Origin of the sequence: Paraburkholderia sp. BCC1886 (assembly GCF_900996245.1) — a bacterium.
GTDB lineage: Bacteria > Pseudomonadota > Gammaproteobacteria > Burkholderiales > Burkholderiaceae > Paraburkholderia.
Map to the genome: position 1 here is coordinate 53,177 of NZ_CAAJGK010000040.1, position 25,084 is coordinate 78,260.

Here is a 25,084-nt window from a genome sequence, read left to right on the forward strand (position 1 = left end):
TCAGGCCGGCGCTGTCGCGCTGCCCGGCTTGACCTCGGTGCCCGGGCTACCGCCCGAGGAGGCGTCGCTAGCCGACGGCGGCGAACTCTTCGGCGAGCGCGGCGGCTTGCCAGCCATAATGTCGTTGATCTGATCGGCGTCGATCGTTTCCCACTCCATCAAGGCGGCGGTCATGGCTTCGACCTTGTCGCGGTTTTCGTCCAGCAGGCGCTTCGCCAGGTTGTACTGCTCGTCGAGCACGCGGCGGATTTCCGCGTCGACCTTCTGCTGCGTCGCTTCCGAAATGGTGCGAGTGAAGCCACGGCCAAACGGAGTGGCGTCGTTCTCGTCGTCGACGTAGACCATCGGCCCCAACGCGTCCGTCATACCGAAGCGAGCGACCATCGCACGCGCCGTTTGCGTTGCTTTGTTGAAGTCGTCCGATGCACCCGTGCTGATGAGGTTCAGGAACAATTCTTCCGCAACGCGGCCGCCGAACAGGATGGCGAGGCGATCCAGCAGGTAATCTTTCGAATACGTTTCGTTGTCGTGCTCCGGCAACTGCCAGGTGACGCCCAACGCACGACCACGCGGGATGATAGTGACCTTGTGAACCGGATCGGCCTTCGGCAGCAGCTTGGCGATGACCGCATGGCCCGACTCGTGATAAGCCGTCGCTCGCTTGGATTCCTCGCGGATAACGGCCGATTTACGCTCCGGACCCATGAATATCTTGTCTTTCGCGTCTTCGAAGTCGTTCATCTCGACGATGCGTTTGCCACGGCGAGCCGCGAACAAAGCCGCTTCGTTGACCAGATTCGCGAGGTCGGCGCCTGAGAAGCCCGGCGTGCCCCGTGCAATCACGGCTGCGTCGACATCGTTCGAAATCGGCACCTTGCGCAGGTGAACCTTCATGATGTGTTCGCGGCCGCGGATATCCGGCAGACCGACGTACACCTGACGGTCGAAGCGGCCCGGACGCAGCAGCGCTTTGTCGAGCACGTCGGAGCGGTTGGTTGCAGCGATCACGATGACGCCCGAGTTCGCTTCGAAACCGTCCATCTCGACCAGCATCTGATTCAACGTCTGTTCGCGTTCGTCGTTACCACCGCCCATGCCGGCGCCGCGATGACGACCGACCGCGTCGATTTCGTCGATGAACACGATACAGGGTGCGTGCTTCTTCGCCTGCTCGAACATGTCACGAACGCGTGCCGCGCCCACGCCGACGAACATTTCGACGAAATCCGAACCCGAGATGCTGAAGAACGGGACCTTGGCTTCGCCTGCGATGGCTCGCGCCAGCAAAGTCTTACCCGTTCCCGGCGGCCCGACCAGCAGCACACCGCGAGGGATTCGCCCACCAAGCTTCTGGAATTTCTGCGGATCGCGCAAAAAGTCGACCAGTTCGGAAACTTCCTCTTTGGCCTCGTCGCAACCGGCGACGTCGGTGAAATTGATAGCGTTGTTATTTTCGTCGATGAGACGAGCACGGGATTTACCGAACGAGAACGCACCGCCTTTCCCGCCGCCCTGCATCTGTCGCATCATGTAGAACCAGAATCCGATGATCAGGATGGTAGGTCCCAGGTAGTACAACGCCGATACCAGCGCATTCGGTTCGTCGTCGGCCTTGCCGCTGACCTGAACGCCGTACTTCATCAGGTCGCCGACCATCCAGATGTCGCCGGGCGATACGATCTGGTACTTCTGGCCGTCTGCTGGAGTGACCGTGAGGTTCCGCCCCTGGACAATGACGTTCTTGACTTTGCCGCTTTTTGCGTCGTCCATGAACTGCGAATAGGAAACGCCTTCCTGGACACGGGGCTTGTCGAACTGCTTGAACACCGTAAACAGCACCAGTGCGATAACCAGCCACACTGCCGCCTTCGAAAACATATTGTTGTTCAAAGCACCACTCCTTCACTTAGACGGGCGCCTACATTTGCCTTGCGGCACCACGAAAGCATTCTAATCCAGTCCGCAGACCCCTGCCATAAGGTTTCGCGGCCACTTAAATCGTGCGGCCGACCACCACGGCGCCAGTTTTCGGCACCGTCAGCAGAATATCGGCAGATGCCGAACCGTTCTGCAGTGCCCCTTATGAAGGCGCTTGACGGAGGCCCTTCAAGCAGGACGCTTCAGATGCTTACCCAAAATAAACGTTTCAGACGACTTGTCCCGCGAAGCCTTGGGCTTGCGGGCGCCCACCACCTTGAACTGACGCTTGAACTTTTCGACAATCTGGCTGTAACCGCTGCCATGAAAACATTTGACTAAAAGGGCACCATCCGGTTTCAGGTGATTCTGTGCAAATTCCAGCGCGATATCGCACAAATGCTCGATTCGCGCCGCATCGGCCAGCGCGACTCCCGACAGGTTGGGCGCCATATCCGAAATTACAAGGTCCACTTGCCGCTCGCCGACTAATTCTTCCAGCTGATGCAGCACCGCGTCTTCGCGGAAGTCGCCCTGAATGAAATGGACGTCGGCGACCGGCTCCATCGGCAGCAAGTCGAGCGCAATGATCGTGCCGTCGATGCCGCCTGCATGCTCGGCGTTGCGCTGCGAGCCTTTGGCGAGCCGGTTGCGTGCGTACTGGCTCCAGCTGCCTGGCGTAGAACCGAGATCGACGATGACCTGGCCCGGGCGGATCAGCTTGTCCTGCTCGTCGATTTCCTTGAGCTTGTAGGCGGCGCGGGCACGATAGCCTTCCCGCTGCGCCATTTTCACGTACGGATCGTTGATGTGGTCATGCAGCCACGCGGTATTGAACTTGTTTTTTGCCATTAAACGTTGAACTCTTGCTGCGTGATGTCGCGCTTTAGCGGATAATACGCGGTTAATTCGCGCGGCCATCGCCAAATTGGCTTTATCCGCGATTCTGTTGTTCTGACGCGCCGCCTGTAAATCCAGCCCAATCAGGAGCCGGTTGCGACTGCCTGCAGTCGCCAGCCTGTTCGACCCGATTGAGCCAACCGATCCGAACCGGAGTGATTGTTCCGATCGGTCGGTTACGCAGTGCCGCCATTTTAGTCGAGTCTTCTACTTTCCATGCCCGCCCTCAAAGTTTCTTCCGACCAACGCGCCGAGTTGCGCTCCCAGGCACATGCGCTCAAACCGGTCGTGCTCGTCGGCGCCGAAGGTTTGACCGACGCCGTGCTCGCCGAGATCAAGGTCCACCTCGGTGCGCATCAACTCATCAAGATCCGTGTATTCGGCGACGAGCGCGAAGAGCGCATCGCCATCTACGAACAGATTTGCGACACGCTGAACGCCGCGCCCATCCAGCACATCGGCAAGCTGCTGGTCATCTGGAAGCCGGAATCGACGCAACCGGCCGTGAAGGCCAAGCGCGGCGCCCTGCCGAGCGCACGCGAAGCCGCGGTTGAAGCCAAACCCGGTAAGGGGCGCGCGCCGCGCGTGGTCACGGTGGTCAAGCCGAGCGAAATTCCGATGCGCAAGCCCAAGGCCAAGGCGGTCGTGGTTCGCGGCAACGAGCGCGTCACGCAGGGCGGCAATATCAAGCGCGCCAAAAAACGCCAGACCAGCGCGAAGCGCGGGCATCAGTCGTCGAAATAACCGGTGATGAGAGGTGCGCGCCATGGGCCGCACCTTGAACTTGATCGGCGAAGCGCCGCTTAGCGAACCACGCTCCCCGCGCTTGCCGCGTCTGAAGAAGTTCCAGCACGCGCTGCCTCGATACGCGCCGGCAGCTTCCACACCAGCATCAGGCCCAGCACGCTCTCGATCAGATAGAACAGACTCGAAACACCGTGCAGAATGCCAAAGCGCGTCGCATAAGCAGAATGCCCGACGTCACTGCCCGCTTCGAGCGCGGCAACTCGCATGGCATTCATAAACGGTTGCAGCGCAAAGTACCCGACGAGCACGCAGACCAGCATGCCGACGATCACCCAGCGCAAACGCCGGAAAGCCTGGGCGCCGCCACGAACGAAACGGTTCGCCAGCCCCAGCAGCAACACGCCGCACACCACGCCGACAAAACCTTCGATGCGAAACAACTGCGCCGCAACGGCGCCTGCTGCAATCCGGTCGAGCGACATGAACAGCACGGGTGCTACGGCATAGCCGATAGTCAGCAGACTACCGACCCACACGACCGTCAGCAGGGAGAACACCCGATGCGGCAGCAAGGACACCGGCGCCGCCTTCAAACGTAGCTAACCGCGATGATTTCGTATTCGCGCACGCCGCCCGGTGCCTGCACCGACGCCACGTCGCCTTCCGACTTGCCGATCAGCGCGCGCGCGATGGGCGAGCTGATCGAGATGAGACCATGGTCGATATCCGCTTCGTCGTCGCCGACGATCTGGTATTTGACCTTGGCGCCCGAATCGAGGTCTTCGAGTTCGAGCGTGGCGCCGAACACTACCCGACCATCCGCTTCCACCGCCGCCGGGTCGATGACCTGCGCGCCGGCCAGCTTCGATTCGATCTCGGCAATACGGCCTTCGATAAAACCCTGCTTTTCCTTCGCCGCGTCGTATTCCGCGTTTTCCGACAGATCGCCCTGGGCACGTGCTTCTGCGATCGAATTGATCACCGAGGGACGCTCGACCGATTTCAGGCGCTGCAATTCATCGCGCAACATTTCCGCGCCGCGCTTAGTCAATGGAACAGTGCTCATAAACAACTCTATGCAAAAAACAGCCGTAAAAAAAATCACCGCGGTTAAGCGCATTTCACGGACACTGACGCCCCGGAAAATACCCGGGTCACAGCACCTGCGAAACGCCGCTTAACCGCGGCACTTACATCTTGGACAGGTAGTCGAAGCCTTAGTTTAGGCGAGCGTGCAGGCCTTGTAAATCATAGACTTCGAGGTTCTTTAAATAGCGCAAACCTTCTACCGCGGCCCGCGCACCCGACATGGTCGTGTAGTACGTGACCTTGTTCGCCTGCGCGCTCATGCGGATAGAACGCGAATCGGCAATCGCTGCACGCGTTTCGTCGACGGTGGTAAATACCAGTGCGATCTCGCCGTTCTTGATCATATCGACGATGTGCGGACGACCGTCCTTCACCTTGTTGACCACTTTGACCGGCACGCCCGCGGCTTCGATCGCAGCGGCCGTACCCTTCGTTGCAACGATCGGGTAACCGAGTTCGTGCAACATGCGCGCGACTTCGACGGCCTTCGGCTTGTCGGCATCCATCACGGTCAACAGCACCGTGCCCGATTCCGGCAGACGCGAACCCGCGGCGAGTTGCGACTTGAACAGTGCTTCGCCGAAGGTTTGACCTACGCCCATCACCTCACCGGTCGAGCGCATTTCCGGTCCGAGCACCGGGTCGACCGCCGGGAACTTCACGAACGGGAACACGGCTTCCTTCACGCTGAAGTACGGCGGATCGATTTCCTTCGTCACGCCCTGGTCGACCAGCTTCTGCCCGACCATCGCGCGCGCGGCGATCTTGGCGAGCGGCAGGCTCGTCGCCTTCGACACGTAGGGAACCGTACGCGAAGCACGCGGATTCACTTCCAGCACGTAGATGACGTCTTCTTTCGAACCATCGGCCTGCGGCACTTGCTGGATCGCGAACTGCACGTTCATCAGGCCGATCACGTTCAACGCCTTCGCCATCGCGCCGGTTTGACGCTTGAGTTCGGCAATCGTTTCTTTCGACAGCGAATACGGCGGCAGCGAGCAAGCCGAGTCGCCCGAGTGCACGCCCGCCTGTTCAATGTGCTCCATCACGCCGCCAATGAACACCGCCTCGCCATCGGAGATGCAATCCACGTCGCATTCGATCGCGTCGTTCAGGAAGCGGTCGAGCAGCACAGGAGAATCGTGCGACACCTTCACGGCTTCGCGCATGTAGCGCTCGAGGTCGCGCGGCTCATGCACGATTTCCATCGCGCGGCCGCCCAGCACGTACGACGGACGCACCACCAGCGGATAGCCGATTTCGTCGGCGAGCTTGAGCGCTTCGTCTTCGGCGCGAGCGGTGCGGTTCGGCGGCTGACGCAAGCCCAGGTCTTGCAGCAGCTTCTGGAAACGCTCGCGGTCTTCGGCGGCGTCGATCATGTCCGGCGACGTGCCGACGATCGGCACACCGTTCGCTTCGAGATCGAGCGCGAGCTTCAACGGCGTCTGACCGCCGTACTGGACGATCACGCCGACCGGCTTTTCCTTGTCGACGATTTCGAGCACGTCTTCGAGCGTGAGCGACTCGAAGTACAGACGGTCGGACGTGTCGTAGTCGGTCGAAACGGTTTCGGGGTTGCAGTTGACCATGATCGTTTCGTAGCCGTCTTCGCGCATCGCGAGCGCGGCGTGCACGCAGCAATAGTCGAATTCGATACCCTGACCGATCCGGTTCGGGCCGCCGCCCAGCACCATGATCTTCTTGTTATTGGTCGGGTTCGCTTCGCACTCTTCCTCGTAGGTCGAGTACATGTAGGCGGTTTTCGTGGCGAACTCGGCCGCGCACGTGTCGACGCGCTTGTACACCGGACGCACGTTCAGCTCGATACGACGCGCGCGCACTTCGGCCGGCGTCGCGCCCAGCAGCTTCGCGAGGCGGCGATCGGAGAAGCCGCTCTGCTTCACGTATTTGAGTTCGTCTTTCGACAGGCTCGCAAGCGTGCGGCCGCTCAAGGCCTTTTCCTTCTGGATGATCTGTTCGATCTGCGCGAGGAACCACGGGTCGATCGCCGTCTCTTCGAAAATTTCTTCCGCGCTCATGCCGATGCGGAACGCGTCGCCCACGTACCAGATGCGATCCGGACCGGCTTCGCCGATCTCGCGGATGATCTCGTCGCGGTTATCGGTCTTTTCGTCCAGCCCGTCGACGCCGACTTCCAGCCCGCGCAGCGCTTTCTGGAACGACTCCTGGAACGTGCGGCCGATGGCCATCACTTCGCCGACCGACTTCATCTGCGTGGTGAGGCGCGAATCGGCTTCGCGGAACTTCTCGAACGCAAAGCGCGGAATCTTGGTGACGACGTAGTCGATAGTCGGTTCGAACGAAGCCGGCGTCTGGCCGCCGGTGATTTCGTTCTTCAACTCGTCGAGCGTGTAGCCGCACGCCAGCTTGGCCGCGACCTTGGCGATCGGGAAACCGGTCGCCTTCGACGCCAATGCCGACGAACGCGAGACGCGCGGGTTCATTTCGATCACGATCATCCGGCCGTCTTTCGGATTGATCGAGAACTGCACGTTCGATCCGCCGGTGTCCACGCCGATTTCGCGCAGCACGGCCAGCGACGCGTTACGCAGGATCTGATATTCCTTGTCGGTCAACGTCTGCGCCGGCGCGACGGTGATGGAGTCACCCGTGTGGATACCCATCGGGTCCAGGTTTTCGATCGAGCAGACGATGATGCAGTTGTCCTGCTTGTCGCGGACCACTTCCATCTCGTACTCTTTCCAGCCCAGCAGCGACTCTTCGATTAGCAACTCGCGCGTGGGCGACAGATCGAGACCGCGCTTGCAGATCTCTTCGAATTCGTCACGGTTATACGCAATACCGCCGCCCGAACCGCCGAGCGTGAACGACGGACGGATCACGACCGGATAACCGCCGCTGCCGGTTTCCACCGCGATCTGCGCCTGCACCTGCAGCGCTTCTTCCATGGAATGCGCGGTGCCCGACTTGGCCGAACCGAGACCGATTCTGGTCATCGCGTCCTTGAACTTCTGGCGGTCTTCCGCCTTGTCGATGGCTTCCGGCGAAGCGCCGATCAGTTCGACCTTGTACTTCTCGAGCACGCCGTGCGCGTGCAGGTCGAGCGCGCAATTCAGCGCGGTCTGGCCGCCCATCGTCGGCAGGATCGCGTCGGGGCGCTCCTTGGCGATGATGCGTTCGACCACTTCCCACGTGATCGGCTCGATGTAGGTCACGTCGGCCGTATTCGGGTCGGTCATGATCGTCGCCGGATTGCTGTTGACGAGAATGACCTTGTAGCCTTCCTCACGCAACGCCTTGCAGGCCTGCGCGCCCGAGTAATCGAACTCGCACGCCTGGCCGATGATGATCGGACCCGCGCCGATGATGAGGATGCTTTTGATATCTGTCCGCTTGGGCATAACGCTCTCGCTAATGTATTCCTGAATTCTTTGCGTCGGCGCGCGTCGCTTCTACGTTGCGCGCGCTCTGTTTGACGCAGTTCGATGCGCGGGCGCCGCTGCGCCCTGTGCTTCGTGAACCGCGCGCGACTGGCTTGAATCACTTGAGCCAGCCGTTGTGCCGCCCGCGCTGTGACGAGCGGCGCACTTCGCGGCCAGCCTCAGGCCGCCGCGGTTTTACCGGCTTTCTTCGCGTCCATCAAACCGGTAAAGCGGTCGAACAGATAGGCGATGTCGTGCGGACCGGGCGACGCTTCCGGGTGGCCCTGGAAGCAGAACGCCGGCTTGTCGGTCAGCGCGAAGCCCTGCAGCGTGCCGTCGAACAGCGACACGTGCGTCACCTTCGCATTGGCCGGCAGCGTAGCGGCGTCGACCGCGAACCCGTGGTTCTGCGACGTGATGATCACGCGACCGTCGTCGAGGTCCTTCACCGGGTGATTGGCGCCATGGTGACCGGTCTTCATCTTGAGCGTCTTCGCGCCGAGCGCGAGACCCATGATCTGATGACCGAGACAGATGCCGAACGTCGGAATGCCGCGCTCGATCAACTCGCTGGCCGCGCGAATTGCGTAGTCGCACGGTTCCGGGTCGCCCGGGCCGTTCGACAGGAACACGCCGTCGGGATTGAGCGCCAGCGCATCGGCCGCGGAGGCTTCCGCCGGCAGCACGGTGACCTGGCAGCCGCGCTCGGCGAGCATGCGCAGGATGTTGTACTTCACGCCGTAGTCGAACGCGACCACACGATACTTAGGCGCGTTCTGCGTGCCGTAGCCGCTACCCAGACGCCATTCGGTCTGGCTCCATTCGTAGCTTTCCTTCGTCGACACGACTTTCGCGAGGTCCATGCCCGAGAGGCCCGGGAACGAGCGCGCGAGTTCGATGGCTTTCGCTTCGTCGTCCGAACCGGCAAGGATCGCGCCGTTCTGCGCGCCCTTGTCGCGCAGCAGGCGCGTGAGCTTGCGGGTGTCGAGACCGGCGATGGCCACGACGCCTTCGTCCTTCAGGTATTGCGGGAGCGTGCGCTCCATGCGGAAATTCGACGCGAGAACCGGCAGATCGCGAATGATCAGACCGGCGGCATGGACTTTCGTAGCTTCGACGTCTTCGGCGTTCACACCGACGTTACCGATGTGCGGATACGTGAGGGTCACGATCTGGCGTGCGTAGCTCGGGTCGGTCAGGATTTCCTGATAGCCGGTGATAGCGGTGTTGAACACGACTTCGCCGATCGTATGCCCAGGGGCGCCGATCGAGTAACCACGAAAGACCGTGCCGTCGGCGAGCGCGAGCAGAGCGGGAGAAAATGACGGCAACACGGGAGACTCCTTGGGGAACACCCTGTTGCCGACCTGTCTATCCGACTGCGAGCCGCAGCGAAACGCATCGTGATGCGCGCGCAGACTCGCTCGCGTGCTGCCGGTAACGTTGCAAGTGGCGCGATTGGTCCAACGGATGGACGGATCGGCTAGGAGCGGCCGGTGCGGGCCAGGTCCCGGCCCGCTGTGGGCCTTCTTGCTACGCCAATGGCGCGCGGCGGATGAACGGTATGGGAGAGGTAGGCGCTAGGGTGCGGGTTGATAAGCTCAAACCTTGAAATTATAGCGTGAAACCACCTTGCCCGCCAAATCCGAGATGGCGTGAAGCGCTGGGCGCGCCTACCTTCGTGTCGCTCGAAGTCTTGCTGGGCGGGCCTGACGTAGCGGCCGAGGAAAATTTTTCGTCCGCCATTCGGGATAGCGACGGTAAAAACGCCTGCGTCCGGGGATCGGCGTCAGGAAGCCCTCACGCCTCCTGTTCCGCGTGCGTTTGCGCGGCCTGAACGAGCGCGCGGCCGGGCATCACGTACCAGATCCCGCTGAAAATCTGCAGCGCGACCAGCACGCCCCAAGCAGTCAGATGCGCAGCGGCCGGGTAATGCCCGGCGCTCGACGGCCAATGCGACAACACGGCGCCCACGCCAATCTGAAAACCGAAAATCAGCAGAAAGATCAGCAGCGTGAGCGTCGTGTTCACGCGGCCGATCATCTGCGCCGGAAAGCGGCGGGCCATCACGGCGTAGCTCAGAATGCCCGAGCCGCCGAACATGCCGTAGGCCGCCCACAGGAGTGCCGCCGGCAGCGGCGCGTTGAACATGATCAGCAGTTGCGTCACGACATAGAGCGCCCCGCCGATCCCGCAGAACCCGCGCAACGAGATGCCGCGCCGTTCCAGCGTCCGCGCCGCCCCGCCGAACACGACGCAGCCGGCCATCATCGCAAAGCCGAGCACGGACACCAGCGCGGCGGCTTGCGGTGTCGCGAAGCCCTGCACGTCGCGCAACCAGGCGCCGACCCACAACGACTGCATCGCGTAGAACACGCCTTGTGTAACGACCGGGAACGACGCGATTTTCCAGAACGCCGCGCTGCGCAGAATATCCAGCGTGCCCTTGAACTGCTCGCCGATACTCGCCTGTCGATGGGTCTGTCCGGCTTCGGGCACGAGTGTCCATTGCGCGAGCGCCACGACGACCGTGAGGATGCCCAGCCCGACGCAGACGGTTCGCCAGTTGGCGAACGTCAGCACCCACGTCAACGGCGAGCCGACCACCACGCCGCCAAAGCCGCCGATGGCCATGACGAGGCCGTTCATCAGCGGCAGACGGGCCGCTTCGAAGTGCTGCGCCAGCGCCTTGAACGCGGCGCCGAGACACAGCGACACGCCGACGCCGATCAGCAGGCGCCCCACCATCATCGTGCCGAGGCTATGAGCGGAGCCGAATACGCAGATTCCCACGGCGGCGAACAGCAAGGTGACCGACGTCGCGCGGCGCGCGCCGAAATGATCGAGCAGCACGCCCGCCGGAATCTGCGCACCAGCAAAGCCGAGAAAATACAAACTGGTCAATACGCCCAGATCGGCGGCCGACAAGCCCAGGTCATGGGTAATGAACGGAGCGAAACCGAGATTGACGCCGCGAAACAGATACGAGACGAAGTAACCGGCGGCAAACAGGAGAAACACGCGCAGTTGGGTCGACGACATAAGCTCTGGAGGAAACGGCCGATTCCGGCCGGAGCACGAACGATAAATGAATTGCGTCCGCTTTGCTCGTTTTGACAGGTGGAATGTAAAACGCCGTCACCACGGTGACGGCGTTCGGAGCCGGAGAGACAAGCCTGCGACTTTATTTGGTCTTCTTCGTCTTCGTCACGGTCTTCGAGTGACTCACGGCGACGGCTTTCGGCCTGGCGGCCGGAGCGGCCGCCGAGACTTTCGCCACCTTGCCCTTGGTGGCGGTGGAAGCTACCGCTGCCGACGGCTTGCCGCCCTTTCCAACCGGATCGGACACCTTCACGACCGGCGAGCGTCCCTTCTTGCGGTCGTAACGCGACTCGCCACGCGGCTCGGCAACCCGCGTGCCGATTCGCTGAACGCCGCCTTCCTGCACGTCGGTGGCGATACGCTCCGGGCCCGGCTCGCTCGGCATGACCTTGCCGACCGGCACGTGCAGTACGACGACCTGACCGCGCGAAACCTGATCGCGACGCGTACGGTTCCAAGCCTTCAACTGCCCCACCGAGACGCCATAACGCACCGCCACCGCCGCCAGCGACTGGTTGCGGCGCACGCGGATCAACATCTTGCGCGTGTCGGGAACGTCCGGTTCCATGGCCAGCACGGCGCTCTCGGCGACGTCGGCGCTGATGTCCTCGTCGTCGTCCGACCCGCGCGGCACCACGATCGTCGAGCCCGGTTTGAGGCGCATGCCGACCGGAATCTTGTTCACTTCCATCAGCGTGTCGGCGTCGACGCCGATTTTTTGCGCGATCGCGGCAGGCGCCGCGCGCTCGGTGACCGTGTAGGTGGTCCACGAAGACAGCGAACCGCTATACGTTTTCAGATTGCGTTCGAACGCGCTGGCGTTGTCGAACGGAAGCAGGATTTGCGGCTGCGTGGCGCCGAGAATCACCGGCTTTCTGAACGACGGATTTAACGAGCGGAACTCGTCGGCGGACAGGTTGGAGAGTTTCGCCGCCATGTCCACGTCGATGTCGTGCGAGGTGGTGACGGTCACGAAATACGGGTGATTCGGAATAGTCGGCAGCGTGAGCCCGTACATTTGCGGATTCATCACGATGTTTTTGACCGCCTGCAGCTTCGGCACGTAGTTGCGCGTCTCGTTCGGCATGCGCAGGCTCAGGTAGTCGGTGGGCAGACCGGCCGCTTCGTTGCGGGCGATCGCGCGCTGTACGTTGCCTTCGCCCCAGTTGTACGCGGCCAGCGCCAGTTGCCAGTCGCCGAACATGTCATGCAGACGCGACAGGTAGTCGAGCGCGGCGCTGGTGGACGCCAGCACGTCGCGGCGTTCGTCCTGCCACATGTTCTGCTTGAGGTTATACGTACGGCCCGTGCCGGGCATGAACTGCCACATGCCGGCCGCCTTGGCCACCGACAACGCCTGCGGGCTATACGCGGATTCGATGAACGGCAGCAGCGCGAGCTCGGTCGGCATGTGTCGCGCTTCGAGCTCTTCGACGATGTGATAGAGGTACTTCTGCGAGCGCTCGGTCATGCGCTGCACGTAGTCCGGACGCTGCGCGTACCAGTTGACCTGCATGTCGACGAGGTCGGTTTGCAGGTCCGGCATCTGGAAGCCGCGACGAATCCGGCCCCACAGGTCGGCGTCGGCGCTGGTGAGCTGCTGGACGGAACCTTGATCGACGTTGATGGTTTCGCGGGCGGTGGCGGTTTTGCGAAGGGCGTCGGCTACGGCTTGCTGGGTGGCGGGATTGGAGGAATTGGCGGCGCTATTCGTCGCCGGTCCCGAGCTCGCGCAAGCGGCGAGTGTCAGGACCAGCAACGCACTGAGGATAAATCGCATGAACGTCTCGGCTTCCACAAGGGCTGGAATTTGCAGGCGATCTTACGAAACGAGAACGTTTACGTCAATCAGAAATTTGCGAAAAAATCTAAACAAATCTTAGGCTTGGCGAATTTTTCCGATTTTTTGCCTGAGCTATGCGCCAATGCCGATCGAATTAGCGAAAGCGGTTTTTCCACTCCCGCATCAACGTGAAGGCGGCCAGACGATCCGGCACTTTTTCGTGCAACTGCTCGGCGAGAGCGGTTTGAATCGACGGCACGTCGACGCGCAGGAACGGATTCACCGCGCGTTCGTGGGCGATCGTGGTGGGCAAGGTCGGTACGTGCCGGGCGCGCAGGGCCGTCGCCTCGTCGCTCCAGGTTTGCAAGGCGGCGTTGTGCGGTTCGCAGGCGAGCGCGAATTTGATGTTCGACAGCGTGTACTCGTGGGCGCAATGCACTTCGGTCGAGCCCGGCAACGCGGCGAGCGCATCGAGCGACGCGAGCATCTGCGTGGGCGTGCCTTCGAACAGCCGGCCGCAGCCGCAGGCAAATAACGTATCGCCGCAAAACACGTGAGGCGTACCGGCCGGATCGGCCGCCTGGAAATAGGCGATGTGGCCGCTCGTGTGACCCGGCACGTCGAGCACGCTGAATTCGAGCGCGGGTTCGGCGATCGTGACTTTGTCGCCGTTTTCGAGACGTTGCGTGAGATGCTCGATCGCCTCGTGGGCGGGGCCGAACACGGGGACCGCCTGGCCGTTCAGCAGATCGGCCACCCCACCGACGTGGTCTTGATGATGGTGCGTGAGTAAAATAGCGCTCAGCCGCCACCCGCGTTTCGCCAGATAGGCGCGTACGGGGGCGGCCTCACCCGGATCGACGACCACCGCATGGTGGCCATCGGAAACGACCCAGATGTAATTGTCTTCAAACGCCGGGACCGGTACGTACTCGAGCGCATTCATAGGCGACGCATTCTCAGATATGACTGACCGAGCGATTATAGACTGGCCCGCGTGGACCGATTCCCCGCCTGGCCGCTACGTGCTCGAATGGGAGCAGACCCAGCTCGACCGTGTGGTGTCCGACGTGTTCGGCTATCACGCGTTGCAGCTCGGCCTGCCGCAACTCGACGCGCTGCGCGAAAATCGCATGCCTTGCCGCGGACTCGTGCTCGACGCGGCGAGCGGCGCGAGCGCGCCGTACAGTTTTCCGCGCGGCCTCGGGCACACGGCTCATGGTTCGGGGTCGAACGGGCGGCTGAACGGAGCAACGCCGCCGCGCTCCGCCTCTGCTATCTCTATTCCTGGCCTGCCCTCGCCCGCCGGCCGCAGCGCGGTGTGGTGCGATCTGCTCGACCTGCCGTTCGAAGCGCAAAGCGTCGACCTGATCGTCATGCCGCACACGCTCGAATTCACGAGCGACCCGCACCGTTTGCTGCGCGAAGCCGAACGCGTGCTGATGCCCGAAGGCCAGCTCATCATTCTCGGCTTCAACTCGTTGTCGCTGTGGGGCGCGCGCCAGTCGGTCGGCAAAATGACCGGGCGCCCGTTCGTGCCGGCGGCCGTCGACCTGATCGCCTTCACGCGGCTCAAAGACTGGATCAAGCTGCTGGGTTTCGACCTTGAACGCGGACGCTTCGGCTGCTATCGTCCGCCGCTCGACAGCGATCAATGGCTCGCGCGCTACGGTTTCATGGAAGCCGCCGGCGACCGCTGGTGGCCGATTTTCGGCGCCACCTACATGATCAAGGCCATCAAGCGCGTGCCCGGCATGCGCCTCGTCGGTCCGCTGAAGGTGAAGAAACCCGTCCTTGCCGCAGGCCTCGCGCCTGCCGCCACCCCGAACACACGCAACCCTACTCAATGACTTCCGATCTCATCGACATTTACACCGACGGCGCCTGCAAGGGCAACCCGGGCCCCGGCGGCTGGGGCGCGCTGTTGCGCTTCGGCGACCAGGAAAAAGAACTGTTCGGCGGCGAAGCCAACACGACCAATAACCGCATGGAACTGATGGGCGTGATCGCCGCGCTCGAAGCGTTGAAGCGCCCGTGCAAGGCCGTCGTGCACACCGACTCGCAGTACGTGCAGAAAGGCATCAGCGAGTGGATTCACGGCTGGAAGAAGAAAGGCTGGATCACCGCCGCGAAGCAGCCGGTGAAGAACGCCGACTTGTGGAAACGGCTCGATGCGCTCGTCGCCCAGCACGAACTCGAATGGCGCTGGGTACGTGGCCACAATGGCCATCCGGAAAACGAACGCGCGGATCAATTAGCCAATCGCGGCGTCGCGTCGCTCACCGACTCATAAAGCGTCGCGTTTTGCGGCACCCGAGGGTGCGCCATTTTCTCTCCCAGCAATTCTTCAAGCAGGCTAAACCGACATGCGTCAACTCATCCTCGATACCGAAACCACCGGCCTGAACGCGCGCACCGGCGACCGGATTCTCGAACTCGGTTGCGTCGAAATGGTGAATCGCCGGTTGACGGGCAATAACCTGCACTTCTACATCAACCCGGAACGCGACAGCGACCCTGGCGCGCTGGCGGTTCACGGTTTGACGACCGATTTCCTGCGCGACAAGCCGAAATTCGCCGAGATCGCCGACCAGTTCCGCGATTTCATTCAGGACGCGGAACTGATCATCCACAACGCGCCGTTCGACATCGGCTTTCTCGACGCGGAATTCGCGCTGCTCGGCTTGCCGCCGGTCAGCACGTATTGCGGCGAGATCATCGACACGCTCGCACGCGCGAAACAGATGTTCCCCGGCAAGCGCAATTCGCTCGACGCACTGTGCGATCGCTTCGGCGTGAGCAATGCGCACCGTACGCTGCACGGCGCGCTGCTCGACTCGGAACTGCTCGCCGAGGTGTATCTGGCGATGACGCGCGGCCAGGAAAGCCTCGTCATCGACATGCTGGGCGATTCGCACGGCGGCGCCGATTCGAAGACACCGCGCGTGGCGATCGACTCGCTGAATCTGATCGTCATCGCCGCCGACGAAACCGAGCTGGCGGCCCATCAATCTCTGCTCGACGGACTCGATAAAGCGGTCAAGGGGACGAGCGTCTGGCGGCTCGAACCGGCACCCTTCGCGGATGAGCAAAGCGCTTAAAAAATGCTGGACGGGCCGAAAAATCCCTGACATAATTCGGCTCTCTTCGGGTGGTTAGCTCAGCGGTAGAGCACTGCCTTCACACGGCAGGGGTCACTGGTTCGATCCCAGTACTACCCACCAGAATTTTGGTGTGTCGATCACCGAAGATTAAAGGGCTTATGCAGCAATGCATAAGCCCTTTTCTACTTGGCGCGGTCTTGCGCCGCATCTGGGGCCGCTCATTGCATCCTGATGTTTGCATTCTGATGTTTGCATCCTGATAGCCCCCGCTCTTCGACCCGATTCATCGTCTCTGGCCAGCGCCGTTCAGCGCCGCGCCGACAGCCTCATCCTTTCGCTTCCGACTGGAAACCCGGTGCGCGCAAGCGTTGCCGGGTCATGACTGATGACCAGAAAAAAACTCGACTTTCGCGGACAGGCTTTCAAGGACGTCCTCGGCTTCACCTTCCAGCACTGGACCCGGCAACCCGGACGCATCGGCGCGATCGCCGCGCTCGCGCTGCTTTCCGCATTGGCCGACGTGCTCACGCCGATGTTCGCCGGCCGTCTGGTCGACGCAATTGCGTCCGGCCCGGCTAGCGACGCGCGCGCCTGGCATTCGGCCATCACGACGTTCGCCGTGCTGACCGTGCTCGGTCTCGGCGCAACACTGCTGCGGCAAGGCGTGTACTTCAACATCATCCGGTTGACACTGAAGATGATGAGCGAGATCGCCGCCAACGCGTTCCATCGCGTGCAGCGGTTTTCGACCGACTGGCACGCGAACAGCTTCGCCGGTTCGACCGTGCGCAAAATCACCCGCGGCATGTGGGCGCTCGATCTGCTCAACGACACGCTGCTGATCGCGCTGTTGCCGTCACTCGTCATGCTGGCCGGCGCGACCGGCCTGCTCGGCTGGCGTTGGCCGATGATGGGCGCGGTCGTCGGCGTGGGCTCGCTGTTGTATATCGCGGTTACCGTCACCCTCTCGCTCGGCTATGTCGCGCCTTCCGCGCGTCTGGCCAACGCGTGGGACACCCGCATGGGCGGCGCGCTCGCCGATGCCGTCAGTTGCAACGCCGTCGTCAAGGCGTTCGGTGCCGAAGATCGCGAAGAAGCGCTGCTCGGGCGGGTCATCGGCAAGTGGCGCCAGCGCACCCGCCGCACATGGGTGCGCGGCACGCTCAACGGCGGCGTTCAGGGCGGCATGCTGGTCGCCATCCAGGCGGCGATACTCGGCGTCGCGCTGCTGCTGTGGATGCGCGGCGAAGCGAGCGTCGGCGACATCACGTTTGCACTGACGATGTTCTTCATGCTGCAAGGCTATTTGCGCGACGTCGGCATGCACATCCGCAATCTGCAGCGCTCGGTCAACGACATGGAAGAACTGGTGGCGCTCGAGCGTCAGCCGCTCGGCATCGAAGACCGGCCCGGCGCCGGTCCGATCCGGATCGGCGCGGGCGAGATCCGTTTCGAGCACGTCACCTTCCACTACGGTACGCATGCGACGCCGCTCTACGACGACTTCTCCATGCGGATCGCGCCGGGCGAACGCGTCGGGCTGGTCGGCCACTCCGGCTCGGGCAAGACCACGTTCATCAAGCTGATCCAGCGTCTTTACGATCTGTCGAAAGGCCGCATCACGATCGACGGGCAGGATATCGCCGGGGTTCGGCAAGCGTCGTTGCGCAGTCAGATCGCCATCGTGCAGCAGGAGCCGGTGCTGTTTCATCGCTCGCTCGCGGAGAACATCGCGTATGCCAAACCGGGTGCGAGCCGCGCCGACATCGAACGCGCCGCGCGGCTCGCGAGCGCCCACGATTTCATCGCGACGTTGCCGCAGGGTTACGACACGCTGGTCGGCGAGCGCGGCGTGAAGCTGTCGGGCGGCGAGCGTCAACGCGTGGCGATTGCGCGCGCGTTCCTCGCGGACGCGCCGATCCTGATCCTCGACGAAGCCACCTCGAGTCTCGACAGCGAAAGCGAGGTGCTGATCCAGCAGGCGATGGTGCGGCTGATGCAGGGACGCACGACGCTGGTAGTCGCGCATCGTCTGTCGACCGTGCGCGCGCTCGACCGGCTGCTGGTACTGGACAAGGGTCGCGTAGTCGAACAGGGCAGCCACGAAACGCTGATCCGTCTCGAGAACGGCCTGTACCGGCGCCTGTTCGAACGGCAGGCGCTGGAGTTGATCAAGGGGCTGGGCGAAACGGAGTTCGCCGAGGGAAACGCTGGCGACCGCGATTGAGCGCGGGCTAGACCACGCCGGCCGGTAGACCGATGCCGCGCGCCATGCCGGTCGCGGCGAACACCATGAGGACCAGCAAGACCGTCTGAATCACGCTGAGGCGCGCGTAACTGCGCGCTTTTCGCAAATCGGGCGCTTCGCCTTTTCGCATGGCTGCGCGCCAGCGCAATAGCGCGAGCATGGACGGCACTTCGAGCACGAGGATCACCACCAGCAAGGTCATCTTCGCGTGAAAGAGCGGCTCGTGCAGATAGTAGTCGGCGCCTTTTTCGTAACCGCCGAAAGCCCTCATGAGGCCGGTGACGATCAGCACCAGTGCGGCAATCCCCCAGCCGGTATCGGCGCGAAATACCGATCGCAACGCGGCGGGCACGCTCGCGCGGCGCAACGCCCAGGTGCGCCGGAGAATCGACGCGAGCGCAAAACCATAAGCCAGCAGATGAAGAGCGGCAAGCAACCAGCGAACGAGCATGGCGACTCCTGGGGTCAGCTGCACAAGCTGTGCAGGATAAACCAGTCAGGCCGATCGGGCTTTGGAACGGCGTAGTCAGATTTGCTGCAAGGAAGTGTCGAGCGCGCGTGCGGCGACCCGGTCACCTTCAGTGCTCAGCGCCGTGCGAAACACGGTGTGCCGGTTGTGGCCCGCGGCTGCCGGCGAATCCCACAGCAATTCGATTTTCGGACGACGGCTGAAAAGTCCGTGCGCCAGCGGGGCCGCTCCAGCCGATGCAGCATGGGCATGGGTCGTATCCGGATCGCCGACGGTGGCTGCGAAAGCCACCGTGGGCGTCGCCACCGGCGTGGGCGGCTGGGCAATCGCCCAACGCACCGACAGTTCGCGCGCATCGTACTGACCGACCTTGCGACGCTCCGCCCAGACGACGACCGTGCGCGTAGCCGGATCGAGCGCCACCGCGTAGCGGCCCACTGCAAAGCGCCGTGCGGCGATATTAGTGCGCCACAGCGCGCGCGGCCGGCAGATCCACATGACCGCCGCATACAGAGCGGGTGCCGCCAGCAGCCAGCCATTCGTCGCGGCCACTGCCTGGCCCGCACGACGCCAACCGGCGCTCGCCGCAAACGCGCCGATCGACCACACCGCGAACAGGAAACCCAGCAAGGCGAAGAGCCGCAACGCCTGCCGCAACCACTGCGGCAGCGGATGAAACGGCCGCTCGGCGAGCGCGCGCGCGCCCGGCAGGAAGATCAGCAGGAAGAGAAAGACGAGGTTGATGCAGGCCCACGGCGACGACACCATGGCGGACAGCGAGGCGCCGAGGTCCATCTGCGACATGGAAAACAGCCAGCGAGCCAGAAGCACGAGACCGATGGCGCGCAACGCGAAAATCGTTCCGGCGCCTGGCGCCGCGTTCGCACGCGTCTCTTTCGTTCTCGCCAAGGCATCCTCCTGTCGTCGGCGGGCGCCGCAGTCCAATCCGCGGCACGGCCATTATAGGGATATTACGAAGCCCGACTCACGCTCACCGTGTCCAAAGCCTCACTTTCAGCAGTTGATTGGGAAAAACGCGGCGCGCATGCAACAACGCCCCGCGGGCGTGAGCGCGCGGGGCGTTGTCGGGGCAGTGACGGACGGTCAGGGTCGACCGCCGTGGCCTTCTCAGTTGGCGTTGACTTCGCGCAGCACGGTGCGTTGCTTCTGACGCAGCAGCGCTTCGTACGTGGCGACGTAGTTCTGCGCCATCACCTTCGACGAGAAGCGCGATTCGAACGCTTCACGCACCTTGGCGCGCGGCAGTGTATGAAGGCGCTTCACGGCGGCCACTGCGCTGATTTCGTCCTCCACGACAAAACCCGACACGCCGTTTTCGATCACTTCCGGCACCGAACCGCGATTGAACGCGATGACCGGCGTACCGCAAGCCATGGCTTCGATCATCACCAGACCGAAGGGCTCCGGCCAGTCGATCGGGAACAGCAAAGCATGCGCATTGCCGAGGAACTCGGTCTTTTCCGATTCGCTGATTTCGCCGATGTACTCGACGTGCGGCAGCGCCATGAGCGGCTTGATGACTTCTTCGTAGTAAGCGCGGTCGGCTTTGTCCAGCTTGGCGGCGACCTTGATCTTCATGCCCGACTGCTGGGCGATGCGGATGGCTGTGTCGAGACGCTTTTCCGGCGAGATACGGCCGAGGAACGCGAGATAGCCCGGTTCGACGTCCTTGATCGGCGTGAGCAGGTTTTCCGGCAGACCGTGATAAACCGTTTGCAGCCAGTTGGCCTGTTGTAGCGGAATGCGCTGATTGTCGGAAATCGACACCACCGGTACGTCGCTGAACGTATTGAAGATGGGTTGCAGTTCCGGCAGGTCGAGACGACCGTGCATCGTGGTCAGGAACGGCACCGGCTGACGGGCGAACAGCGAAAACGGGTAGTAGTCGATGTGGAAATGCAGCACGTCGAACTCGTCCGCGCGACGGCGCACTTCTTCGAGAAGAAGCATGTGCGGCGCCATCACGTCGCGAATGGTCGGGTCGAGGCGCAACGCCTGCGGCCAGAACGCTTCGAGTTTCGCCGACGTTTGCGAATCGCCGCTCGCAAAAAGCGTGACGTCGTGGCCCTGTTCGACAAGCGCTTCCGTCAGATAGGACACCACGCGTTCCGTCCCGCCATACAGCTTGGGAGGAACCGCCTCGTGCAGGGGAGCGATTTGAGCGATTCGCATAATGAAGAACTCCTCGTAATAAATCAGGCAAAGATACAGCGTTTGGTAAAAGCGACTCGCTTGCTCGCCAGGGCAGTCGGACCGGAAACCGGCGCGGGCCTGATTCTTTCGAGAAATCCTGCGATGGATCGCCTTGGGGGATGAGCCCGAACCGGTACTTCAGACAATTGCACTGTCAGGGCATGGGTCATTAAACGCACGCCTTGACGCTACGTTGACAAACTGTCAGAAAAATCCGCGGGCCTCGGAAAGCATGCATTATCAGTGCCGGCATCCTCGCTGCACCACAACATTTCAAAGACTTTACGTTGTTACAAGCGAGAAACACTTTACAAACCCTTGTTTATTAAGACAGTTCTAGAGTGGCAACTGGCTTGGGACACGGGCGGTTCAGCGTAGCGACCGAACGGTTGCGACAACTTTGCCGGCAACCGTCGAAGAAATGCCGCACTGCAGTCGCGCGGCACTGAATGCAATTTGTAATTATATCCATAATTATTCGCAGGCCAGCCCAAGCCGCGGCCCGAATAGTGGGTCTCGCGACAGTGCGTCGCGGAGTTCCATCGCGAAATCAGTCGCGCCAGCGCCCGTATAGAGGGGGCGCAATCGCTTTTGCATGTTTACAATGCGGAGCAACGACCTTGCAGCGACCTCCGTCTTCATGGGTGGCCCGCGCTTTGCATGCACAACCCGAAACCCATCCGACATCACGCTCAATTTGGAACACTTAACCATCGCCCAGCGCAACGCCCAGGACGCCAAGCTCGCTAGCTACGCGCACCGGCCACTGGCGTTTCTCTTCCGCTTTATCCGCCGCCACCCGCTCGCCCACGCGATCGTGTTGTGCAGCGTGTTCGCGGCCGTGGGCTGTGCGCTCGCTTCGCAATACGCGATCAAGCATCTGATCGACGTGCTCGGCGGCGGCCGGCATCATCCCGGTCCGCTGTGGGGCGCATTCGCCATCCTGGTGGGCCTGATCGCCGCGGACAACCTGCTATGGCGGGTCGGCGGCTGGGTCGCCGCGCATACCTTCGTCGCCGTGACCGGCGATTTGCGGCGCGACCTGTTCGGCTATCTGAGCGGACACTCGCCGACCTACTACTCCGAAAAGCAGCCCGGCATGCTGGCCAGTCGCATCACGGCCACCTCCAACGCCGTCTACACCGCCGAAAACACCACCGCCTGGAACGTCCTGCCGCCCTGCATTGCCGTGTTGGGTGCGATCGTCATGATCATCGCGGTGAATCCGCTAATGGCCGGCGGCCTGATGCTATGTTCGGCAATTCTCTCGGTCGTGCTGTACAAGCTCGCCGGACGCGGCTCCGCGCGACACCATCACTTCGCCACCAAGGCGGCTTCGGTGGATGGCGAACTGGTCGACGTCATTAGCAACATGGGCCTCGTGCGCGCGTTCGGCATGACATTTCGCGAGCAGCAGCGGTTCGGCGCGACCGTCAAGGCGGAAATGGATGCGCGCGAGCAAAGTCTGCTGTATCTGGAAAAGCTACGGCTGCTGCATGCGGTCATCACCGCGCTGCTGTCCGCCGGCCTGCTCGGCTGGGCGCTGATGCTGTGGGATCAGGGCAAGGCAACGTCGGGTGACATCGTGCTGGTCAGCTCGCTCGGCTTCACGATTCTGCACGGCACGCGCGACCTCGCCGTGGCGCTGGTGGACGTGACGCAGCACGTGGCGCGGCTCGCCGAAGCAGTGCGCACGCTGCTCGAACCGCACGGCATGCCCGATCGCGACGACGCCACCGAACTGGTGCCGCAAGGCGGCCGGGTCCATTTCGAGTCGGTCACGTTCGCCTACCCGCGCCGCCGGCCGATTCTCGATCACTTCGATCTGAATATCGAACCGGGCCAACGCGTCGGCCTGATCGGCAAGTCGGGCGCGGGCAAGTCGACCGTGCTGGCTCTCCTGCAGCGCTTCTATGAGACGCAGGGCGGCGCCATCAAGATCGACGGCCAGGACATCGCGCTGATCACCCAGGACAGTCTGCGGCACGCCATCGCGCTGGTGCCGCAGGACATTTCGCTGTTCCATCGCACCGTGTACGAGAACATCGCTTACGGGCGTCCCGAAGCAACGCGCGACGAAGTGATTGCCGCGGCGCGTGAAGCGCGCTGTACCGACTTCATCGAAGCGATGCCGGAAGGTTTCGACACCATCGTCGGCGACCGCGGCGTGAAGCTGTCGGGCGGTCAGCGGCAACGCATCGCGATCGCCCGCGCGATCCTGAAGAACGCGCCCATCCTGCTGCTCGACGAAGCCACTTCGGCGCTCGACAGCGCGTCGGAAGAAGCCATCCAGATCGCGCTCGACCGCCTGATGGTCGGCCGCACCGTCATCGCTATTGCGCACCGGTTGTCGACGCTCGCCAACTTCGACCGGATCATCGTGATGAGCCAGGGCAAGGTCATCGACGACGGCACGCCGGATGTGCTGCGTCAGCGCCCGGGCCTGTATCGCGACCTGCTCACAAAACAGCATGGCAAAGGCACGACGCTGCATATCGGCGGCAAGAAGGTCGACGAACAGCACGTGGTTTAACCAAAGCCCGGCCAGCCCGGGGCGGGTTCGCAAGACGAAAAAGCCGCTTCGAAAAGCGGCTTTTTTTCATCAACGAAGAAGCGGAAAGTCTAATCCGCCGCCAACTTCTCCCGCTCGCCCTTCTTCACCGCCACGCTGCGCGCCTTCCCGCTTTTCGTGGCCTTCGCACCGGTCACGCCCTGCAAATCGCGCATGAAGTTATCGCGCCACACCGACACATTGTTCTCGCGCAACTGGGCCATCATGTCGCGATGGCGCGCCTGGCGATCGGCGAGCGGCATGTCGAGTGCCTTCGCCAGCGCCTCGGCCATGCCGTCGATATCCACCGGATTGACGATCAACGCCCCGTCGAGTTCCTGCGCGGCGCCCGCGAAGCGCGACAACACCAGCACGCCCGGATCGTCGGGATTCTGAGCGGACACGTACTCCTTCGCGACAAGGTTCATCCCGTCGCGCAGCGGCGTGACATAGCCCACGTGCGCGGTGCGAAACAGCGCGGCCAGCACCGAGCGCTCGTACTGCTTGTGAATGTAGAGAATCGGCGTCCAGTCCAGCTCGGCAAACCGGCCGTTGATGCGGCCCGACTCGCCTTCGAGTTGCAGACGGATGTCCTGATAAGTATTCAGATCGGCGCGCGTCGGCGGCGCGATCTGCAGGAACGACACCTTGTTGCGCTGCGCGGTGACGTGTTCGAGCAGCCGTTCGAATGCGCGGAAACGCTCGACCAGTCCTTTCGAATAATCCAGCCGGTCCACGCTCATGATCAGCTTGCGCGAATGCAGCGTGGCCTTCATCGTGCGCACCGGCTTGCCGCGCTCGCCGGCTTTGGCCAGCTCGGCGATTTCATCCGGATACACGCCGATCGGATAAGCCGACGCGCGCAGCGTGCGCCCGAATGCCTGAATCGTCAGCGGCGCAGCGGTGTCAGCGGCGCTCGGCTCCGCCGTCCCATTCGCCTCGTTGACGATGTAATCGCAAAACGCCCGCAAATCCGGCGCAGTCTGAAAGCCGAGCAGATCGAACGAGCACAACGCTTCGACGAGTTCGCGATGCGGGGGCACCGCGAGCAGCACCTGCGAGGCGGGAAACGGAATATGCAGGAAGAAGCCGATCCGGTTTTTCACGCCGGCCGCGCGCAAAGCCTGCGCAAACGGAATCAGGTGATAGTCGTGCACCCAGATCACATCGTCGTCGCGCAGCAGCGGCACGAGTTGCTGCGCGAGCCACGCATTGACGCGCCAGTAGCCTTCGAAATCGTGCCGGTCGTATTGCAGCAGATCGGCGCGATAGTGGAACGCCGGCCACAGCGTCGCGTTCGAAAAGCCACGGTAGTACTGGTCGTAATCGCGCCGCATCAGGGCGATGGTCGCGAAGGTGACCGGGCCGCGCTCTTCGACCTCGATCTGCGGCTGCCCCGAACTCAGCACGTCGCCGCTCCAGCCGAACCACATGCCACCGGTTTCTTTCAGCGCGTCGTACACACCGACGGCGAGGCCCCCCGCTGCCGGTCCGCCCTCCGAGATCGGCGCGACCCGGTTCGAAACGATGATCAGTCGACTCATGAAGCGCGCTTC

19 protein-coding genes and 1 tRNA gene are annotated in these 25,084 nt (G+C 62.6%); 7 read left to right on the top strand and 13 right to left on the bottom strand.

Translation table 11 applies throughout. The features are described from left to right. Both ftsH and FQ746_RS09280 read right to left on the bottom strand, forming a co-directional pair. Nucleotides 1-1,890, bottom strand: a complete 1,890-nt coding sequence (gene ftsH, locus FQ746_RS09275; protein ID WP_144108717.1) for an ATP-dependent zinc metalloprotease FtsH — start codon at nucleotides 1,888-1,890, stop codon at nucleotides 1-3. Nucleotides 1,891-2,106: 216 nt separating this feature from the next. Continuing rightward, entirely contained in the window at nucleotides 2,107-2,769 is a 663-nt protein-coding gene (locus FQ746_RS09280) for an RlmE family RNA methyltransferase (protein ID WP_144108913.1), read from the bottom strand. Nucleotides 2,770-3,033: 264 nt separating this feature from the next. Here FQ746_RS09280 and FQ746_RS09285 point away from each other — a divergent pair, with 264 nt between their 5' ends. Continuing rightward, on the top strand, nucleotides 3,034-3,561 hold the full coding sequence (locus FQ746_RS09285; RefSeq protein WP_144108719.1) for a YhbY family RNA-binding protein: 528 nt from the start codon (nucleotides 3,034-3,036) through the stop codon (nucleotides 3,559-3,561). Nucleotides 3,562-3,620: 59 nt separating this feature from the next. On the opposite strand, the gene FQ746_RS09290 is transcribed toward FQ746_RS09285, so the two are convergent. From FQ746_RS09290 to gloB, 7 genes are all read right to left on the bottom strand, one after another. Continuing rightward, complete coding sequence (locus tag FQ746_RS09290; RefSeq protein ID WP_144108915.1) at nucleotides 3,621-4,133, bottom strand: DUF4149 domain-containing protein; 513 nt, start codon at nucleotides 4,131-4,133, stop codon at nucleotides 3,621-3,623. A 20-nt stretch (nucleotides 4,134-4,153) separates the two neighbouring features. Next, nucleotides 4,154-4,630: a transcription elongation factor GreA gene (greA, locus tag FQ746_RS09295; RefSeq protein WP_054036257.1), complete on the bottom strand. Its 477-nt coding sequence runs from the start codon at nucleotides 4,628-4,630 to the stop codon at nucleotides 4,154-4,156. 151 nt (nucleotides 4,631-4,781) lie between these two features. Continuing rightward, nucleotides 4,782-8,036 carry a carbamoyl-phosphate synthase large subunit gene (gene carB, locus FQ746_RS09300; RefSeq protein ID WP_144108721.1) on the bottom strand — a complete coding sequence of 1,085 codons (3,255 nt, stop codon included), beginning with the start codon at nucleotides 8,034-8,036 and terminating at the stop codon, nucleotides 4,782-4,784. 200 nt (nucleotides 8,037-8,236) lie between these two features. Next, nucleotides 8,237-9,391, bottom strand: coding sequence for a glutamine-hydrolyzing carbamoyl-phosphate synthase small subunit (carA, locus tag FQ746_RS09305; RefSeq protein WP_144108723.1), 1,155 nt, complete (start codon nucleotides 9,389-9,391; stop codon nucleotides 8,237-8,239). A 466-nt stretch (nucleotides 9,392-9,857) separates the two neighbouring features. Further along, on the bottom strand, nucleotides 9,858-11,099 hold the full coding sequence (locus FQ746_RS09310) for an MFS transporter (protein ID WP_144108725.1): 1,242 nt from the start codon (nucleotides 11,097-11,099) through the stop codon (nucleotides 9,858-9,860). 142 nt (nucleotides 11,100-11,241) lie between these two features. Further along, on the bottom strand, nucleotides 11,242-12,939 hold the full coding sequence (locus FQ746_RS09315; RefSeq protein WP_260853957.1) for a transglycosylase SLT domain-containing protein: 1,698 nt from the start codon (nucleotides 12,937-12,939) through the stop codon (nucleotides 11,242-11,244). Nucleotides 12,940-13,096: 157 nt separating this feature from the next. Further along, a complete protein-coding gene (gene gloB, locus FQ746_RS09320; protein WP_144108727.1) occupies nucleotides 13,097-13,888 on the bottom strand; it encodes a hydroxyacylglutathione hydrolase in 792 nt (263 codons plus the stop codon). Nucleotides 13,889-13,907: 19 nt separating this feature from the next. Between gloB and FQ746_RS09325 the strand changes: the two genes are divergently transcribed. The 5 genes from FQ746_RS09325 (at nucleotide 13,908) to FQ746_RS09345 (ending at nucleotide 18,273) form a co-directional block, all read left to right on the top strand. Next, nucleotides 13,908-14,792, top strand: a complete 885-nt coding sequence (locus FQ746_RS09325) for a class I SAM-dependent methyltransferase (RefSeq protein WP_144108729.1) — start codon at nucleotides 13,908-13,910, stop codon at nucleotides 14,790-14,792. Then, nucleotides 14,789-15,235, top strand: coding sequence for a ribonuclease HI (gene rnhA, locus FQ746_RS09330; RefSeq protein WP_144108731.1), 447 nt, complete (start codon nucleotides 14,789-14,791; stop codon nucleotides 15,233-15,235). Before FQ746_RS09325 ends, rnhA begins: the two co-directional genes overlap by 4 nt. 73 nt (nucleotides 15,236-15,308) lie before the next feature. Beyond that, nucleotides 15,309-16,043 (top strand): DNA polymerase III subunit epsilon, encoded by a 735-nt coding sequence (dnaQ, locus tag FQ746_RS09335; protein WP_144108733.1) that lies wholly within the window; start codon nucleotides 15,309-15,311, stop codon nucleotides 16,041-16,043. A gap of 48 nt (nucleotides 16,044-16,091) precedes the next feature. Further along, nucleotides 16,092-16,166: transfer RNA gene (locus tag FQ746_RS09340), tRNA-Val, on the top strand. Nucleotides 16,167-16,431: 265 nt separating this feature from the next. Next, a complete protein-coding gene (locus FQ746_RS09345) occupies nucleotides 16,432-18,273 on the top strand; it encodes an ABC transporter ATP-binding protein (RefSeq protein ID WP_144108735.1) in 1,842 nt (613 codons plus the stop codon). 7 nt (nucleotides 18,274-18,280) lie between these two features. Here FQ746_RS09345 and FQ746_RS09350 read toward each other — a convergent pair whose 3' ends face one another. The 3 genes from FQ746_RS09350 to FQ746_RS09360 all read right to left on the bottom strand — a co-directional run bounded on the left by FQ746_RS09350 (nucleotide 18,281) and on the right by FQ746_RS09360 (nucleotide 20,956). Further along, nucleotides 18,281-18,745, bottom strand: coding sequence for a DUF2214 family protein (locus FQ746_RS09350; protein ID WP_144108737.1), 465 nt, complete (start codon nucleotides 18,743-18,745; stop codon nucleotides 18,281-18,283). A 75-nt stretch (nucleotides 18,746-18,820) separates the two neighbouring features. Then, the gene (locus FQ746_RS09355; protein ID WP_144108739.1) at nucleotides 18,821-19,672 is read right to left on the bottom strand and encodes a hypothetical protein; all 852 of its coding nucleotides are present in this window, start codon (nucleotides 19,670-19,672) and stop codon (nucleotides 18,821-18,823) included. Nucleotides 19,673-19,891: 219 nt separating this feature from the next. After that, the gene (locus tag FQ746_RS09360) at nucleotides 19,892-20,956 is read right to left on the bottom strand and encodes a glycosyltransferase family 4 protein (protein WP_144108741.1); all 1,065 of its coding nucleotides are present in this window, start codon (nucleotides 20,954-20,956) and stop codon (nucleotides 19,892-19,894) included. 661 nt (nucleotides 20,957-21,617) lie between these two features. Here FQ746_RS09360 and FQ746_RS09365 point away from each other — a divergent pair. After that, complete coding sequence (locus FQ746_RS09365) at nucleotides 21,618-23,510, top strand: ABC transporter ATP-binding protein (RefSeq protein WP_260853965.1); 1,893 nt, start codon at nucleotides 21,618-21,620, stop codon at nucleotides 23,508-23,510. Between the two features lie 89 nt (nucleotides 23,511-23,599). On the opposite strand, the gene otsA is transcribed toward FQ746_RS09365, so the two are convergent. After that, entirely contained in the window at nucleotides 23,600-25,072 is a 1,473-nt protein-coding gene (gene otsA, locus FQ746_RS09370) for an alpha,alpha-trehalose-phosphate synthase (UDP-forming) (RefSeq protein ID WP_144108745.1), read from the bottom strand. Nucleotides 25,073-25,084: the final 12 nt, after the last annotated feature.